Source organism: Streptomyces sp. NPDC003300 (assembly GCF_040610915.1).
GTDB lineage: Bacteria > Actinomycetota > Actinomycetes > Streptomycetales > Streptomycetaceae > Actinacidiphila.
Window position 1 is genome coordinate 586,648 of the sequence record NZ_JBEXNE010000001.1, and the last position, 16,425, is coordinate 603,072.

Annotated in this window: 16 protein-coding genes; 7 read left to right on the forward strand and 9 right to left on the reverse strand. The window is 72.5% G+C overall.

The genetic code is table 11. The annotated features are described in order from the left end of the window. Nucleotides 1-66 precede the first annotated feature (66 nt). Nucleotides 67-270: a hypothetical protein gene (locus ABZX65_RS02245; RefSeq protein ID WP_355333442.1), complete on the forward strand. Its 204-nt coding sequence runs from the start codon at nucleotides 67-69 to the stop codon at nucleotides 268-270. A 28-nt stretch (nucleotides 271-298) separates the two neighbouring features. Next, nucleotides 299-631, forward strand: a complete 333-nt coding sequence (locus tag ABZX65_RS02250) for a 2'-5' RNA ligase family protein (protein ID WP_355333444.1) — start codon at nucleotides 299-301, stop codon at nucleotides 629-631. On the opposite strand, the gene ABZX65_RS02255 is transcribed toward ABZX65_RS02250, so the two are convergent. Then, nucleotides 515-1,906 carry an MFS transporter gene (locus ABZX65_RS02255; RefSeq protein WP_355333447.1) on the reverse strand — a complete coding sequence of 464 codons (1,392 nt, stop codon included), beginning with the start codon at nucleotides 1,904-1,906 and terminating at the stop codon, nucleotides 515-517. The two genes, ABZX65_RS02250 and ABZX65_RS02255, sit on opposite strands and share 117 nt — an antisense overlap. An 80-nt stretch (nucleotides 1,907-1,986) precedes the next feature. On the opposite strand from ABZX65_RS02255, the gene ABZX65_RS02260 reads away from it, so the two are divergent. The 3 genes from ABZX65_RS02260 (at nucleotide 1,987) to ABZX65_RS02270 (ending at nucleotide 4,184) form a co-directional block, all read left to right on the forward strand. Then, nucleotides 1,987-2,700: a winged helix-turn-helix domain-containing protein gene (locus tag ABZX65_RS02260; RefSeq protein ID WP_355333449.1), complete on the forward strand. Its 714-nt coding sequence runs from the start codon at nucleotides 1,987-1,989 to the stop codon at nucleotides 2,698-2,700. Beyond that, entirely contained in the window at nucleotides 2,700-3,167 is a 468-nt protein-coding gene (locus ABZX65_RS02265) for a PPOX class F420-dependent oxidoreductase (protein WP_355333452.1), read from the forward strand. The genes ABZX65_RS02260 and ABZX65_RS02265 overlap by 1 nt, the downstream gene beginning before the upstream one ends. A 93-nt stretch (nucleotides 3,168-3,260) precedes the next feature. Next, nucleotides 3,261-4,184, forward strand: a complete 924-nt coding sequence (locus ABZX65_RS02270; RefSeq protein ID WP_355333454.1) for a transglutaminase domain-containing protein — start codon at nucleotides 3,261-3,263, stop codon at nucleotides 4,182-4,184. 7 nt (nucleotides 4,185-4,191) lie between these two features. Here the strand turns inward: ABZX65_RS02270 and ABZX65_RS02275 are convergent, their stop codons facing one another. The 5 genes from ABZX65_RS02275 to ABZX65_RS02295 all read right to left on the reverse strand — a co-directional run bounded on the left by ABZX65_RS02275 (nucleotide 4,192) and on the right by ABZX65_RS02295 (nucleotide 10,482). Beyond that, nucleotides 4,192-5,181 (reverse strand): YafY family protein, encoded by a 990-nt coding sequence (locus tag ABZX65_RS02275; RefSeq protein WP_355333457.1) that lies wholly within the window; start codon nucleotides 5,179-5,181, stop codon nucleotides 4,192-4,194. 173 nt (nucleotides 5,182-5,354) lie between these two features. Beyond that, nucleotides 5,355-6,380 carry a trypsin-like serine protease gene (locus tag ABZX65_RS02280; RefSeq protein ID WP_355333459.1) on the reverse strand — a complete coding sequence of 342 codons (1,026 nt, stop codon included), beginning with the start codon at nucleotides 6,378-6,380 and terminating at the stop codon, nucleotides 5,355-5,357. Between the two features lie 239 nt (nucleotides 6,381-6,619). Further along, nucleotides 6,620-7,363, reverse strand: coding sequence for a DUF1684 domain-containing protein (locus ABZX65_RS02285; RefSeq protein WP_355333461.1), 744 nt, complete (start codon nucleotides 7,361-7,363; stop codon nucleotides 6,620-6,622). Between the two features lie 236 nt (nucleotides 7,364-7,599). Continuing rightward, nucleotides 7,600-8,652 carry an FMNH2-dependent monooxygenase gene (locus ABZX65_RS02290; RefSeq protein WP_355333463.1) on the reverse strand — a complete coding sequence of 351 codons (1,053 nt, stop codon included), beginning with the start codon at nucleotides 8,650-8,652 and terminating at the stop codon, nucleotides 7,600-7,602. Between the two features lie 588 nt (nucleotides 8,653-9,240). Continuing rightward, a complete protein-coding gene (locus ABZX65_RS02295) occupies nucleotides 9,241-10,482 on the reverse strand; it encodes a DUF5685 family protein (RefSeq protein WP_355333465.1) in 1,242 nt (413 codons plus the stop codon). 457 nt (nucleotides 10,483-10,939) lie between these two features. Here ABZX65_RS02295 and ABZX65_RS02300 point away from each other — a divergent pair, with 457 nt between their 5' ends. Further along, nucleotides 10,940-11,383 carry a cell division protein SepF gene (locus ABZX65_RS02300; protein WP_188283772.1) on the forward strand — a complete coding sequence of 148 codons (444 nt, stop codon included), beginning with the start codon at nucleotides 10,940-10,942 and terminating at the stop codon, nucleotides 11,381-11,383. A 153-nt stretch (nucleotides 11,384-11,536) separates the two neighbouring features. On the opposite strand, the gene ABZX65_RS02305 is transcribed toward ABZX65_RS02300, so the two are convergent. Together ABZX65_RS02305 and ABZX65_RS02310 are read right to left on the reverse strand one after the other, a co-directional pair. Further along, nucleotides 11,537-12,736 (reverse strand): acyl-CoA dehydrogenase family protein, encoded by a 1,200-nt coding sequence (locus ABZX65_RS02305; protein ID WP_355333468.1) that lies wholly within the window; start codon nucleotides 12,734-12,736, stop codon nucleotides 11,537-11,539. A 243-nt stretch (nucleotides 12,737-12,979) separates the two neighbouring features. After that, complete coding sequence (locus tag ABZX65_RS02310) at nucleotides 12,980-14,566, reverse strand: MFS transporter (RefSeq protein WP_355333471.1); 1,587 nt, start codon at nucleotides 14,564-14,566, stop codon at nucleotides 12,980-12,982. A 394-nt stretch (nucleotides 14,567-14,960) separates the two neighbouring features. On the opposite strand from ABZX65_RS02310, the gene ABZX65_RS02315 reads away from it, so the two are divergent. Next, entirely contained in the window at nucleotides 14,961-16,031 is a 1,071-nt protein-coding gene (locus ABZX65_RS02315) for a phosphatase PAP2 family protein (protein ID WP_355333473.1), read from the forward strand. Nucleotides 16,032-16,050: 19 nt separating this feature from the next. Here ABZX65_RS02315 and ABZX65_RS02320 read toward each other — a convergent pair whose 3' ends face one another. After that, the gene (locus ABZX65_RS02320) at nucleotides 16,051-16,284 is read right to left on the reverse strand and encodes an I78 family peptidase inhibitor (protein WP_188285797.1); all 234 of its coding nucleotides are present in this window, start codon (nucleotides 16,282-16,284) and stop codon (nucleotides 16,051-16,053) included. Nucleotides 16,285-16,425 lie beyond the last annotated feature (141 nt).

Genomic DNA, 16,425 nt, shown 5'->3' on the forward strand with positions numbered 1-16,425 from the left:
AAGGGTGTTGGGTGACGGTGGGTGTTGGGTGGCGGTGCGAGGGACGGACGGGGGACGATGCCAGGTATGGGTCAGAAGGGAACGTCGGGACGCGCGGCGGGTACGACCGCGTTGGTGGCTGTGGTGCCGGAGGCGGAGAAGGTGGTGGGCGCGGCGCGGGAGCGGTACGACCCGGCCGCGGCGGAGGGGGTGCCCGCGCACCTCACGGTGCTGTATCCGTTCCTTCCGGCCGAGCGGATCGACACGGGGGGGGCGGGCTGCGCTGGGTGAACTCTTCGCGGGCCACGCGCCGTTCGAGATGCGCTTCCCCCGCTTCGGGCGGTTCCCGGATCTGCTGTGGCTGGCGCCCGAGCCCGAAGGACCCGTGCGGGCGCTGACCGCGGCAGTGGCGACCCGGTGGCCGGAAGCCCCGCCGTACGGAGGCGCGTTCGGTGATCCGGCCCCCCATCTGACTGTCGCGCAGGGGCAGTCGGACGAGGTGTACGCCGCGGTGGAGGCGGAGTGCGTCCCGGCGCTAGCGCTGCTGCGGACGCGGATCGCGGAGGTCCGGCTGGTGGTCTTCGACGGCGTCCGCTGGACGCAGGACGCCGTGTTCCCCCTGGGCGGAGCCCCCCACGGCGGGGCTCGCTGAAACAGAGCCCACTGAAACGGCGTCCGCCGGAACGCACTGCGCTGAACCGGCATCCGCCAAACCCGCAGCCCTCACCGAACCCGCGTCCGCCGAACCCGCGCTCCCGCCACGCAGCAGCAGAAGCCACGCGGCCAGCAGCCCGAGGACCCCGACGGCGGCGAGTTGGAGCCGGAAGTCGACCAGGGCGACCAGCCCCGCGCCGAGGGCGGCGGCCAGCGCCGTGGGTCCGAAGATCACCGTGCTCGCGGTCGCCGCGACCCGGCCGACCAGTTCGGGAGCGGTGCGCTGCTGGACGGCGGTGAAGGCCGCGACGATGACCCAGGGCAGCCCGACCCCGATGGCGAGGGTCGCGACGAGCACGACGGGCAGTGAGGGGACGGCGCGCAGGGCGGCGCCGGTGGTGAAGAGCAGCAGGCCGACGGCGGCGAAGACCCGTTCCGGCAGGCGGCGCATGACCGCGCCCGCGACCACTCCGGCGACGATCGACCCGGCGCCCTGCACCACGTAGAGCACCGCCACGAAGGCGGGCGGACGGTGCAGCCCGGCCTCGGTCATCTCGTAGATCGCGGAGCTGCTGAGCCCGGACAGCACCATCGCGACCGCTCCGACGGTCACCAGCGGGCGCAGCAGGGGGTGGTCGCGCAGGCAGCGGATGCCCTCCGCGGTCTGTTCGCGCCAGCCCTCGGCCGGTGGGACCGGCGGGAGTTCACGGGTGCGCAGCATCGCGAAGGCCGCCGCCGCGAGGACGAAGGTGACGGCGTCGAGGACGGCGACGGCCCCGCCGCCGTAGCGCAGGAAGAGGCCCGCGCCGACGAGCGGGGCGAGCAGCTTCATGGCCTCGTTGACGGTCATCCGCAGGCCGTTGAAGTCGCCGCGCAGGTCGACGGGGACGGCGGCGGTGACGAGACCGGCCTCGGCGGCGTCCGACAGCACGGAGGCGGCGCCGACCACCGCGAGGACCACGAACAGCAGCCATGCCTCGCGGCCGGACCGTACGGCGAGAAGGACCAGGAGCAGGACGGCCAGGGCCGCGTTGGTCCAGATCAGCAGCGAGCGGCGGCGCACCCGGTCGGCGAGGGTGCCGAGCACCGGCCCGGCCAGGGCGGGCGCCCACACGCAGAAGGTCACGGCCGCCGCGAGGCTGCTGGAGCCGGTCAGCGTCTTCACCCAGATACCGGCGACGAGCAGCATCGCCGAGTCGCCGAAACCGGAGACCAGGACACCGCCCAGATACGTCGCCGCGTCACGGTCCCCCAGGACCTTGCGCACCGTCATGACTCCCAACATATTGCTTGGGAGTCAGCGGCGGCAACCGCCTGCCCGCTTCCCGCGCCCGTGGACGGTCTAATGGGCACATGACGGCGACCGATCCCCTCCTCAGAGCCCTCGCCCACCCGGTGCGGCTGCGCATCGTGTCCCTGGTCTGGAACGCGCCGCTGTCCGCCGCGGAACTCGCCCGCGAACTGGGCGTCTCGCACGCCCTGGCCAGTCAGCATCTGCGCAGGCTGGACGCGGTCGGCCTGGTGGAACTCGCCGAGGTGCGCGCCAACCGCGGCGGCAGGGAACGCCGTTACCGCGCGGTGCACGGCTCCCCGCTCTCCGATCAGCGGGACGAGGGGGCGCTGCTGATCGCCGAGGCGCTGGCCCACAATCTGCGCGACCGGGCGGGCCGCCGCGCGCCGGGCGCCGCGGGGGTGACCTCGGACGCGGAGCTATGGGTGGCGCCCGAGGTCTGGGACACCTTCCGTGTCCGACTGGCCGCGCTCTTCGACGAGCTGCACGACGCGGCGCGAGCGCCGCATTCGCCGGGCACGGTCGGAATCGGCGCGACGGTGATGGCGTTTCCCCTCACTGAGCCCGACGCCGGACCGGGACCCGCACAGCCCGACCACAAGCACGAGCCCGCCCGCGAGCGCGACCACGACGAGCACCAGCACCAGCACCAGCACCAGCACCAGCACCAGCACCAGCACCAGCACCAGCACCAGCATGACCACGCACCCGCGCCCGAGGCCGCACCGGCCACCGGCCACCACCCCGAAGCCCCACGATCAGAACCGGAGCGATGATGAGCCGTCAGGAAACCTCCGCCCACCCGCTGTTCGACCTCCTCCAGCGGCAGCTCAACGGCGTCCTCGTCACGCTGAAGCGGGACGGCCGGCCGCAGTTGTCCAACGTGACCTTCCACTACGACGACTCGACCCGCACCATCCGCGTCTCGGCGACCGACGACCGCGCGAAGACCCGCAATCTGCGCCGCGACCCGCGGGCCAGCTTCTACGTCTCCACGCCCGACCTCGGCGCGTACCTGGTCGCCGAGGGCGACGCCGAACTCACCCCGGTGGCCGCCGATCCGCACGACGCGACCGTGGAGGAGCTGGTCGACCTGTACCGCGCGCTCCGGGGCGAGCACCCGGACTGGGACGAGTACCGCGCCGCGATGGTCGCCGACCACCGCCTGGTGATCAAGCTGCGCGCCGACCGCGCCTATGGCTGGGGCCGCGAAGAGGGCGCCACCAGCGGCCCGTTGACCTGAGGCCCCCTGAGGCCCGGCGCCGCGACACCGATTGATACGGCCAGCCGGCCGAACAGGTTGAATTCCGGCGGGAATTCCCGGCAGAGTTCCCTCATGGACGAAAATGAGTTCGATTTCTACCGGACGCAGAGCGTGGCCAGCGACCCGGGCGGCACGGACGTCTTCGCCGGGCTGCCCGCCGACCCGGGGGTCCTCGCCGAGACGGTGCGCAGTCTGCTCGTCCACCGGGAGGAGACGCACCTGTTCGGGTACGAGCTGCCGCGCGACCGCAAGGACGCCGAGGCGGAGACCCGTTACGCCGCGGACATCCTCGCGGTGGCGCGCGGCCTGTGCGACGCGCCGCTCGACCGCCCGCGCCGCCCGGAGGAGCGATTCGCCGGTACCTGCCGGGACTTCGCGCTGCTGCTGTGCTCCGCGCTGCGCGAGAAGGGCGTCCCCGCCAGGGTCCGCGGCGGCTACGCCACGTACTTCACACCGGGTTTCCACGACGACCACTGGATCACCGAGTACTGGGACGCGGACCGCGCGAGCTGGCGGCTGGTCGACGCGCAGATGGCCGCGCCCGAGCTGATCAGCGCGCACGGCATCGACTTCGACCCGCTCGACGTGCCGCGCGACCGGTTCGTGGTGGCGGGCCGGGCGTGGCAGGACTGCCGGTCGGGCACGGCGGACCCGCGGACGTACGGGGTCGAACTCCTCGGTCTGCAAGGGTGGTGGTTCGTGCAGCACAATCTGCTGCTCGACCTGGCGATGCTCAACAGCACCGAACTGCTGGTGTGGGACGGCTGGGGGCTGGCCGACCCGCCGATGGACCAGCCGTTCGACGCGCTCGGCGCCGACGACGTGGCGCTGCTCGACGCGGTCGCCGAACTCAGCGCCGCGGGCGGCCCCTTCACCGGAATCCGCCGTCTCCCGCGCGAGCACGAGGCGCTGCGGGTGCCGCTGGTGGTCAGCTCGCACACCACCTACCTGGGCGAACGGACTGTGACGCTCCGTCAAGCGGTCGCTTTCGACTGAGCCTTGCTCACCCCGGCCCCGAGGACGCCTCCGTCCCGTCGGCCACCCCGCGGTCCGCCGCCCGCGTCAGCCGCCCCGCCACCACCCGCAGATACTCGGCGAGTTCGGGCGGCTCCCGCACTTCGAAGTCCACCCCGAGCATGCCGACGAACATCGCCAGCGCGTCCAACGACTCGAAGCCGGTGGTCAGTTCGCAGGTGTCGGCGTCGAGCGGGTCGACCGCTCCGAAACCCGCCCAGATCTGCCGGACGGTCGAGGCGGGCGCGTGCAGCACCACGCGCGCCTGGAAGCGGTACGCGTGCGAGGTGACGCCCTTGGCCACGTACTCCGCCGCGTCCTCGGGCAGTTCGCGGGGCGTGAAGCGCGGGCCGGTGGGCGGCTTGGGCTCCATCCGGTCGACGCGGAAGGTCCGCCAGTCCGCGCGGTCGACGTCGTAGGCGAGCAGGTACCAGCGCCATCCGTGGTGGACGAGCCGGTACGGTTCCACGGCCCGGCGGCTGGCCTTGCCCGCGTAGTCGCGGTAGTCGAAGCGCAGCAACTCCCGGTCCCGGCACGCGGCGCCGATCACGGTCAGCACCTCCTGGCCGACCGTCGGACCGGCGGCGCGCGGCCGTACGGTGACCGCCTGCATCGCCTGGACGCGGTGCCGCAGCCGGGACGGCAGCACCTGCTCCAGCTTGGTCAGCGCGCGTACCGACGTCTCCTGGATCCCCTCGACGCTGCTGCCCGCCCCGGTGCGCAGGCAGAGCGCGACCGCCACCGCCTCCTCGTCGTCGAGCAGCAGCGGCGGCAGCGCGGCGCCCGCGCCCAGCCGGTAGCCGCCCGCGGTGCCGGGCGCCGCGTGCACGGGATAGCCGAGCGCCCGCAGCCGCTCGACGTCACGGCGGACCGTGCGCGCGGTGACGTCCAGCCGCTCGGCGAGGTCGGGCCCCGTCCAGTCGCGGCGTGACTGGAGCAGCGAGAGCAGGCGCAACAGCCGCGCCGAGGTTTCCAGCATGCCGTCCAGTCTGTACGAACCGGCGCCCCCACCGCGCGGGGTGCGGTGGGGGCGCCGGACGGTGGAGCTGTTGAGCGGGTGAACTGCCTTTGCTCGCAAGGCTTCCGCCCACTCGGCCGATTCACGCCGACTCGCGCGGGCCTCGCTTACTCGCGCGGGTTTCGGCGGACGGCTCAGTAGACGCTGACCCCGTACGCGCTCAGCGCCTCCGTGACGGGCTGGAAGTACGTGGTCCCGCCGGAGGAGCAGTTGCCGCTGCCGCCGGAGGTCAGGCCGATGGCCTTGGTGCCGTCGTAGAGGGAGCCGCCGCTGTCGCCGGGCTCGGCGCAGACGTTGGTCTTGATCAGACCGTAGACGATCTCGCCGTTGCCGTAGTTGACGGTGGCGTTGAGGGCCTGGACGGTGCCGCTGTGGATGCCGGTGGTCGAGCCGCGACGCGTGACGGACTCGCCGACGTAGGCGTTGGCGGCGCTGGTGATGTCCTGGCTGCCGACGGTGCCGTCATGGGCGACCGTCGAGTCGTAGCGGACGATGCCGTAGTCGTTGGTCGGGAAGCTGGTGCCCGTCGTCGGGCCGATGTAGGTGCCGGAGGTGGTGTAGTACGCGGGCTTGCCCTCGGTGCAGTGACCCGCGGTCAGGAAGTAGTACGTGCTGCCGCTGCGGACGTTGAAGCCCACCGAGCAGCGCCACTGGGTGGTCTGCACCGCGTCGCCGCCGGAGAGCAGCGTGTTGAAGGTGCCCTCGACCCGGTTGATGCGCACGGCGTCGCCGAAGCCGGCCGTGGACTTCTTGAGCTGGTCGAGCTGGGAGGCGGTGACCCGGCTGTCGATGCTGACTTCCAGGGTGTTGCTGCGCGGGTCGACGGACCAGGCGGTGCCCGCGACGTCGGCCGCCTTGGTCGCGTCGCCCGCCTTGGCGAGCTGCGCGGCGCTGTGGGTGACCAGGCGCGGGGTGGCGCCCGCGGCGCGGACGCTGTCGGCCGCGGCCTGGGTGGTGACGTTGACGACGGTGGTCTTGCTCGCCGCGTCGTAGTAGGTGCCCGCGGTGCTGTTCGCGCCGAGGTGGGTCGCGAGGGTGGCGGCCGCGTCGGGCGTGGCCTTGGGGGTGGGGGTGGCGCTCGCCGACGGGAGTGCGATGGCGGTGGCGGCGATCAGGCCGGAGGTGACGGCCAGAAGCTGTATGCGCCGGGTGGTCTTCACTCGTTTCCTCCTGTGGGGGTGGGAGGTTGCGGGGGTATTTGTCGGTGTACTGTCAGACTCGATCCGATATTCGAACGCCTCATACGCCTGACAAGCACTCACAGGAGTATTCAGATCCCACAGGCAACACACAAGGGGGCCTTTCGGCCGGGTAGTTCGGCCGAAAGGCCGTACGGCGCCTGACACAGCGCTGCCCCGGCGGTCCAAAAACCGCCGGGGCAACCGGATGTGACGCCGTCTCAGTTGGTGAGAACTGCCCGCTCCCCCGCTTCCAGCGCGAAGGCCAGGGTGTTGCCCGGCGGCGGGAACGGGCAGATGAAGGCGTCCGCGAAAGCGCACGGCGGCAGCGTCGTACGGTTCAGGTCCAGCGTCAGCGAACCGTCGGCGTCCGGCGCGGGCGCGTGCAGGAAACGGAACCGGAATGTGCTGGTTCCGCTGGTCGCGTCCGCGATGACGCCCCACAGCCTGCCGTCATCCTCGACCGTCACGGCGAGCGTGTGCTCGGTCCCGTCCACCGTGAACGCCAGCTCGCCGCCGAGGCCGAGACCGCGCTCACGGCCGTCCGCGTTCGGTACCCGGACGGTGCGGTCGGCCTCGAACGGGCGGAAGACCGCGGGCAGCACCCAGCGCTCGTCGGGGTCGAAGGCCGCGATCCCGGCGAAGGCCCGACGGGCGGGCGACCGCGGGTCCCAGACCCGTACGGCGAGCAGGCCCTCGCGGACGATCGCCAGCAGTTTCCTGCCGTCCGGCAGGAACACCGGCTCGCCCTCGGCCTCCAGCACGGTCGACACGCCGTCCGCCTCGTGCACCACCGCCCCGCCGTCCTGCCGCCACCGGCCCGGCAGTCCGGGGATCGTCCCGTCCCCTGCCACGTCGTCGAGCCAGTACGTACCGATCAGGGCCAGCGGACCGTACGGCGCCGCGACGGTCTCGGCCCGCCGCTCGTGCCACCGCTTCCAAGCAAGAACCGTTTCTGCGCTCATGCCGACCAAGCCTTCCATACGGGCCGCGCGAGCCGGGTGCGCTCGCACGGCGGTGACCTGCGGGGAGTGTGCCGTGAGGGGGTACGGGGAGTGTCGCGGGAGAGGGCGCGCGGAGTCATGGGACAGGACGTGCGAAGCCTCGGAAGGAGGCGCGCGGAGCCTCGGAAGGAGGCGCGCGGAGTCTCGGGAGGAGGCGCGCGGCGACGCACCGCCGTCCGACTGGTGAGACGGGCGGTTCACCGGAGGTCCGGTAACGGGCGGTGCAGGCCCAGGTGTTCGCGCAGTGTCGCGCCCGGGTGGAAGGAGCGGAACAGACCCCGGTGCTGGAGCAGCGCGGTGGTCCCGTTCACGAAGCGCTCCAGATCGCGTCGGGGCTCCACCGGCCGGACGCGGAAGCCGTCGACCGCGCCCGCCTGCTGCCACGCGGCGATCAGCTCGGCCAGGTCGACGGGGCCGCCGCAGAACAGCACGCCGCCCGCGCCGTCCGGCACCAGGGTGATCTCGGCGCCCGGCTCCGGGCCGATCTCGCCGCCGCCGAGGTCGACGGAGAGTTCGGCGAGCACCAGCAGCCGGTCCGGGTCCCGCCCCGCTCCGACCGCCAGCCGCCGCAGTTCGTCCCGTACCAGCCCGGCGGTCTCGGGACCCGCGGCGCGGACGAAGGCGAGGTCGGCGTACCGGGCCGCGACCGCGCGGGCGGCGGGTTCGGTCGCGTCCACCGCCGTGACCGGCCGCCCCTGCCGCACCCGCGGGCCGGGCGCGCCGCCGTCCCACTCCCGCGCGACCGCCTCGGCGACGGCCGCCGTCTCCCGCCACATCGCCTCGGCTCTCGCTTTCGGCGTGAGCGCGGATCTCGGACCGGATCTCAGGTCGGCCGTCCCCCCGGCCGTCCCCCCGGCCCTCGACTCGGACCTCCGACCGGACGCCGGACCGGACGCCGACTCTGGCACCGCCCGGGGCGTCCAGCCGGCCCGGCCCCGGCTGGCCGAATCCAGGGCGCCGACCGCCGCCGCGACACCACGCGGCCCGGCGCGGGTGACGGGCACCGCGGGGACGAGCCCGATCCGGCCGGTCTCGGCGGCCACCGCGGTGAGTACGGCGAGCGGATCGGCGTCGGCCGCGCCGTCCAGGGTGACGAAGTCCAGCGCGCCGCCCTCCGCGAGCCGGGCCAACTCCCCGTACGAGGCCACCTCGTAGCGGTCGGGGACGTCGATCGCGGCGGCGAGATGCAGCGAGCGCGTACGGCGCCGGACGGCGGGTGCGGGCGGCGCGGCGGCAGCGGCGGCGGTCACGGAGGCACCCCGCGACGCGGAGGCGGGGGAAGAAGAGGAAGAAGGCGAGGGAGAAGAAGGGGAGAAGGCAGCAGGCATGCGAAGGCTCCGTGGACACGCGGAAGGGGCACGGGAGTCGTCTTCACACAGGCCGCCGCGTCCCTCAACGCGGCTGGGCCCGTCAAGGGCCTTGACACGAGGCTATGCCGACGCCGTCACCCGCTGTCAAGCATGTCCAGGTGCTGGACCACGCGTCTCAGCGTGGTTGACGGATGCCCTGATGGGCTGCTGCACTGTGGGCATGCGTAGCTGTCGGCTCGTCACTCGCGGCCACATCGACTTCGGTCGGGTGTGGTCGGCGTCGTGTTGTTGTAGCTGACCTTTCTCCGACGGATCGTCCCGTCCTCACACACGCGCGCACGCAGCCCCGCCGTTTGGCCGCCCTCCCTCGGGCGCTCCCCTCGCAGGTCACCCCCGCAGGCCGTCCCGCCCACCGGGCTCCCGCTACGGGCCCGACCTCATTCGCAGAGTTCATTCGTAGAGCTCATTCGTACAGCTCACCCGAACACCTCACCCGTACAGCTCACCCGCACGCCCCGCCGTACAGCCTCAGCAGTCGCACCCGCAGTCGCAGCAGTCACAGCAATCGCAACAATCACCGCAGTCCGAGCAGCCGTCGCAGTCGCAGTCGCAGTTGCTGCACCAGGAGTCGCGGCGCTGCCCGCTCCACGGGTCGTCGTGCTCGCGGCAGCACAGCTCACAGGTGCAGCACATCCCGGCGTAGACCAGGCAGCCCATGATCAGTCCGCGCCTGCGCGGCGGCTCGGGCGGCGGGAAGCCGCCGGGAAAACCGGGGCCGCCGGGCGCGTTCGGCCGCTGGCCCGGACCGTGCGGAGTGCCGCCGGGCGCGCCCGGCGCGTAGGGGTTGCCCGGCGGGGGCGAGGCGGCGGACGGCGCCGCGCCCTGGTGCGCGCAACCGCCGGTGCCGAAGGCCCTGTCCACCGACCGTCCCAATTCGTGGACGAGCAGGACATGGGTGAGCTTGCCCGAGGCGGACCCGGCGAAGTCGGTGTCGCGGAGCGCGAGCCGTATGCCGTGCAGCGCGTCGTCGCACAGCCGCCGCGCCTCGGCGAGGTCGGTGCCGGTCGCGGTGAGCGGGTTCCAGGCGCCGGAGCGGGTGTCCTCGGCCAGGTCCTCGACCGCGTCCAGGAGGTGGGCGAGCCGTCCGAAGAGCCGTCCGGCCTCCGCCAGCGGTTCCCGGTTGGCGGGCCGCCCGGCGAGTACGGCGGTGTGCGCGAAGGCCGCGGCGGTCGCCGTCTCGGTGGGCTCGGTGACGGTCAGCAGCGAGGTGCCGAGTCCGGCCGCCGCCTCGATCCCGCCCTGCCGCCCGACCGCGTCGAGCAGCACCGCGGTGTCGAAGCCCAGGCTGTCACCGGTACGCGCCCCGGCCCGGTCCCAGCGGCGGGCGACCGTACGGGCCGCCGCGGCGACCGGCCGCCGGGCGAACGCCCCGTCGGCGTCCTCCACATGGTCGCGCATCTTCGCCGAGGCGAGCACCAGCGAGACGGCCGCGGCCAGCCGCGCGCCCTCCCCCATGGCGACCGGCGCCGTCCGCATCCCGCGCAGCGGGCACGGCCCGGCCTTGCGGCGCAGGCTGTCGGCGTCACCGGACACGGCCGTCTGCGCCTCGACGAGCACCGACACGACGAGTCCGTCGTAGTTGGTGGCGATTCTCGCGAACTGGCCGTGCCCGTCCCGCAACGCGAGACACAGGCCGCACAAGTGGGCCGTCCAGGAGGCCGCGAGCCCCTCGGACATGCGGTGCCGACACGGCCTGATGATCCCGAACATCGCGTGCTCCCCCGTTGAACTCGCCCGCCCGCAGGGCCGACCCCTGCGACCGGCGGACATATTATCCGCAGCCGGGGACAGGGGTCAGTCGTCGGCGGCAGCCGTACGGGTCCGTCCGGGCCCACGGTCGGCCGCTCACACGACGCGCGGATCGCGTACGACGGTTCGGGGCCGACCGGTCGGCGCCGGATACGAGCGGACTTACGACGACACGTACGGCCGTGCCTACGAGCGCGCGTACGGCCGGACGGCCCCGCGTGTCACCCGGAAGTGGGGAGCGCTCCCAACGAAGTGTCAGGGGCCATATCCCTGGGCCTGCCTGACGATCCGCCACTATCGTGTGCACCAGTACCGTCACAAGACGCCTGACTGGCGGCAATCCGCTTGGCACATCATCCACATCATGGACGACCATAGGACTGCGGACGGTACTGACCGTGTGAGAGAGGAGGCGTCCATGGGATCGGTTCGACGGGCGAGTGCTTGGCTGGGCCTCGTTGACGACAACGGCGGCGAGGGTTACTACGACGAGGAGTACGCCGACTACGGCGAGGGCTCCGAGCGGGCTGACACGTGGGTGACCGACCCGCGGGTGCGGGTGGCCACCGAGACCGCCGAAGAGCAGGGCCGCAGGATCGCCACCGTGACCCCGGACGGCTTCCGGGACGCGCGCGGCATCGGGGAGCTGTTCCGCGAGGGCGTCCCGGTCATCGTCAACCTCACCGGCATGGAGCCGAGCGACGCCAAGCGCGTCGTCGACTTCGCCGCCGGTCTCACGTTCGGGCTGCGCGGCTCCATCGAGCGCGTCGCCACCAGGGTGTTCCTGCTGACTCCCGCCGACTACATGGTCATGAACGCCGACGCCAAGCGCGGCGGCGACGGCTTCTTCAACCAGAACTGACACGCTGGTTCGACCAGACCTGACACTCTGGCCGCCGCTCTCTCACCAGCCCGCCGGTCCCGCCCCTGCCGGGGGCCGGGGGTTGTCTCCCCGGGGACAACCCCCGATCAGGACCGGGCAGGGCGCTCACCGGGCGGGTACGGCCGCACCGCGTCATCCGCGGAAGGCGTCGAGTCCGGTGAGCGCCTTGCCCAGGACGAGCTGGTGCATCTCGACCGTGCCCTCATAGGTGAGCACGGACTCCAGGTTGGTGGCGTGCCGCATCACCGGGTACTCCAGTGAGATCCCGTTGGCGCCCAGGATCGTCCGGGCGGTGCGGCAGATCTCGATCGCCTCGCGGACGTTGTTGAGCTTGCCGAAGCTCACCTGTTCCGGCCGCAGCCGTCCGGCGTCCATCCGCTGTCCCAGGTGGTGGGCGAGCAGGATGCCCTTGTGCAGTTCGACCGCCATGTCGGCGAGTTTGGCCTGGGTGAGCTGGAAGCCGCCGATCGGCCTGCCGAACTGCTCGCGCGTCGTCGCGTACGACAGCGCGGCCTCGAAGCTGCTGCGCGCGGCACCCATCGCGCCCCACACGATTCCGTAGCGCGCGTGGCTGAGGCAGCTCAGCGGTCCGCGCAGGCCGGTGACCTCGGGGAGCACGGCGTCGGCGGGCAACCGGACGTCGTCCATGACGAGTTCGCTGGTGACCGAGGCGCGCAGGCTCCACTTGTGGTGGATCTCCGGCGCGGAGAAGCCGGGGGTGTCGGTGGGGACGACGAAGCCGCGGATGCCGCCGGGCGCGTCCGTCGTCTGGGCCCAGACGACGGCGACACCGGCCACCGAGCCGTTGGTGATCCACATCTTGCGGCCGCTGAGCACCCAGTCGGAGCCGTCCCGCCTGGCGTGGGTGGTCATGGCGGCCGGGTCGGAGCCGTGGTCGGGTTCGGTGAGGCCGAAGCAGCCGATCACCTCGCCCGCGGCCATCAACGGGAGCCAGCGCTGCTTTTGTTCCTCGGAGCCGTAGCGGTGGACGGCGTACATCGCGAGCGAGCCCTGGACCGAGACCAGCGACCGGATGCCGGAGTCGGCGGCCTCCAGTTCCAGACAGGCCAGGCCGTACTGGACGGCGCTCGCGCCCGCGCAGCCGTAGCCGGTCAGCGGCATGCCGAGGGCGCCGATCGCGCCCAGCTCGCGGGCGAGTTCCCTGATGACGGGCAGTTCGCCGCGCTCGTACCAGTCGGCGACATGCGGCAGCACGCGGTCGGCGGCCCATTTCCGTACGGTGTCGCGGACCGCGCGGTCCTCGGGCGTCAGCAGGTCGTCGAGGCCCAGCGGGTCGTACGGGTCGAAGGGCGGGGTTGCGGCTCCGGGCATGACGGGGGACCTCCGGCACAGAAGGACACGGAAACTAGCGGCGGTAACCTACGGCTCGGCGCCGACGTTACGTTTCAGTCTGCCGTGCGTCCAGACCGCTCGGCCCGCCGCGCGCCGGGAGCGTCGGGAGCCGGACGTCCCGGCCGGCGGGAGCCCGATCTCATGGCCAAAGGCAGCGGGTGGGAGCCGCGCGCCGGGACCTTCGCGCACCCCGTGGCCCGGCCGCCGGGGGCCGGACGCGGCTCACTCCCCCGGCGCGCCGGACCGTACGGCCGCCGCGGGCTCCTGGCGGGCCGGGAGCACCAGATCGCAGGTGGCCTGCCCCTTGTCCGCGCCGCATTCCATGACCCGCGGCAGCCGCAGCGCGGCCAGCGCCCCGGTGAGCAGCAGCCCCGCGCTCACCAGCAGGGTCATGTGCAGCCCGGTGACGAAGGAGTGCCGGGCCGCGTGCCGCAGCGCCGCGCCCGACCCGCCGCCGAGCCGATCGGCGACGTCGTACGCCTCACCGAGCGAGTGGCCCGCGGCGGTGCTGTCGGCGGCGCTCACTCCCGGGGTGCGGGCGACGCCCGGCGCGTAGGCGGCGTTCATCACACTGCCGAGCAGCGCGATGCCCATCCCGGCGCCCAGTTGGTACGAGGTCTCGCCGATCGCCGCCGCGCCGCCCGCCTGGTGCGCGGGGGATTCGCTGAGCATGGACTCGTAGGCGCCGAAGAGGGTGGCCTCCAGGCCGAAGCCGAGCAGGACGAAGGCGGTGGTGAGCAGGACCGGCCGGTCGCTCTGGCCCATGGCGGTCAGCGCGAGTACGGCGACGGCGGTGAGCACGAATCCGCCGCAGACCATGCGGCGCGGACCGAAGCCGCGCAGCATGCGGGAGCCGGTGAGCCCCGCGGCCATGGCGGCGAAGGTGAGCGGCAGCAGGCGCAGTCCGGTCTGGAGCGGGCTGAGGCCGAGGACCAGTTGCAGGTACTGCACCGCGATCAGTTCCAGGCCGACCAGGGCGAGCATGGCGAGCACGATGCAGCCGACCGAGGTGGAGAAGGCGGGCTGGGAGAACATCCGGACGTCGATCAGCGGATGCTCGCGGCGGCGCTGGCGGCGTATGAACCAGACCAGCAGGCCCACTCCGGCCAGCAGCGGGACGAAGGCGGAGGCGTCCAGCGGGCTCGCGCCGCCGCCGAGCCGCTTCATGCCGAGGACCACGCCGAGGACGCCGAGGGCGGCGGTGACCGCGCCGAGCACGTCCCACGGGCCGTCGGTGCTGCCCCGGGACTCCGGCAGGAGTATCCGGCCGAGCGGCAGCATCACGGCCATCAGCGGGATGTTGATCAGGAAGACCGAGCCCCACCAGAAGTGCTCGACGAGGAAGCCGCCGAGCACCGGGCCGACGGCGGCGCCCACCGCGGCGACCGCGCTCCACACGCCGATCGCCGTCGCGCGCTCGCGGCGGTCGGGGAAGACCTGTCGAAGTATCGACAAAGTGGCAGGCATGATCATCGCGCCGCCGGCGCCGAGCAGCGCGCGGGCGGCGATCAGTACGTGAGGTGTCGGCGCGAAGGCGGCGAGGGCGGAGGCCACGCCGAAGAGGGCGTAGCCGATCAGCAGGACCTTGCGGCGGCCGATGCGGTCGCCGAGTGTCCCGAAAAGGATCAGCAGAGAGGCGGCGATCAGCGGATAGGCGTCCACGATCCACAGCAGGTCCTGGGCGCCGGGCCGCAGATCCTCGGTGAGGGCGGGGACGGCCACGTGCAGCACCGTCGCGTCGAGAGCGACGATCAGCAGGCTGACGCAGAGGACGAACAGAATGGTCCACCTGCTGACCGGCCTCGTCATACGCATACCTCCACGAACGAGTGAGTCGTCAGCGTACGCGAGACCACTCGCTGGTCACGGGCTCACAACACCCGGTCACCGCCCCCGCGGGACCCCCTCGGACACCCGTCGCGCGCCCCGGCGCCGCCCGTGCGCGGCCCCGTTCGATCACGTCGGCCCGGGTATGGACGGGGAAACTGCGGAGAAAGGTGAGGGAAATAAGCAATAAATAAGAAGGCCGCACCTTGCCGACCCTGTGAGTATCAACACCCGAACATAAACTCCAGCCACTCCCGCATTCCGCCCGAATCACCGGCCGCCAAAGGGCTCCCTGAGACGCACTCCACATCACATCGTCATTACAAAGCAGCTCGTACGGCCGAACTATGCCGTCACACGCTGTAACGTCGATTGAGTGCGAACCGATGAGAAGCGCCTCCGTACGGCGGAGCGCCCGACCACCCGCGACCTGCCGCGGATGAGCCGAACACGCGTGTGGCTGTTCGGTTCGACGCTGGCGGTCTACGTGGCGATCGTCGTGGGCGTCCTCACCACTTCCAAACTGGTGACGCTGGACTGGCAGGTCATGCTCTGGCGTCCTTACAAACAATGGCCGCAAATCCACGCGTTCCTGGATTATTTCGTCGTCCTCGGCCAACGAGGTCCCACCGCGGTGATGGTGCTCGCGTGGCTGGGGTGGCGCGCGTGGCGCCACCGCACGCTGCACCCGCTGCTGGTCCTCGGCACCTCACTGCTGTTGCTGAACATCACCGTGGGAGCCGTGAAATACGGTCTCGGGCGGCTCGGTCCGCACTACGCGACGACCGTCGGCTCCGCCGAGATGTTCGCCGGCGGCGATATATTTCCCTCGGGTCACACCGCCAACGCGGTCGTGACCTGGGGCGTTCTGGCGTATCTGGCCACGACTCCGCGCGCCCGCAGGCTGGGGTCCGTGGTGAGCGCGCTGCTCGCGCTCGGCGTGGGCGCCACGACGGTCTACCTCGGTACGCACTGGGTGAGCGACGTGCTGCTCGGCTGGGCGGCCGGTCTGCTGATCCTGCTGGCGCTGCCGTGGTTCGAGCCCGCGATGGCACGGGCCGAGGACTTCCTGGCCTACGCCTGGGCCCGGATGCGCACCGGTTCCGCCGAAGCGGTCCTCCGTCCGGAGGCCGTGAGCCCGGTGCTGGTCGCCCAGCGCTCCCCGGCCTCCGCGCAGGACCAGGACCCGGACGCGGAGCAGGAGGAGCACGCGCCGAGCCGCGCGACGGTCGGCGCGGTCGCCCGGGGCGCCACCGCGGCGGTCACGGCCACCACGACCACTCCGGTCGCCGCCGCCCCGCACGCGCCCGGCAGGCCGCCCACCGGACGCAACGAACGCACACCGCTCACCCCGGTCGGCAGCCGCCGTCCGCCCGTCGAGCGCCCGGCCAGGCCCACGACCCCGCTCGCGCACCAGCAGGTGCGCGGCCGGGGCATCGCGGGCTGAGCCGGGCGGCTTCGGCCCGTCAGCCGACCCAGCAGCGCTGGACGCGGCCCCCTTCCACGGTGAAGTTCAGCCGCCCGACGACGTACTCCATGGTCACGATCGCGCCGGGCGGCAGGCTGCGCACCGTCTGCCAGCCCCGCTGCTCGGCCAGGCGCTCGGCCTCCCGCGCGTCGAGGCCGGTGTAGGCGTCGGGGTCGTCGGCCGGGCTCCGTGGGGGCCGCGGATCCTGTGGGGTCTGAGGGTTGTGAGGCATACCTTCACGGTAGGCGTCCCCGGGCCGGAACGACCTTGATCATCACGTTTCTGTCACAGATCGTGCCCTACGGTTCGCTCCGTCCCCGTGAATACCCGCAGGTCACTGAATTACCTGTCCACACAACTCCCGCACAGCATC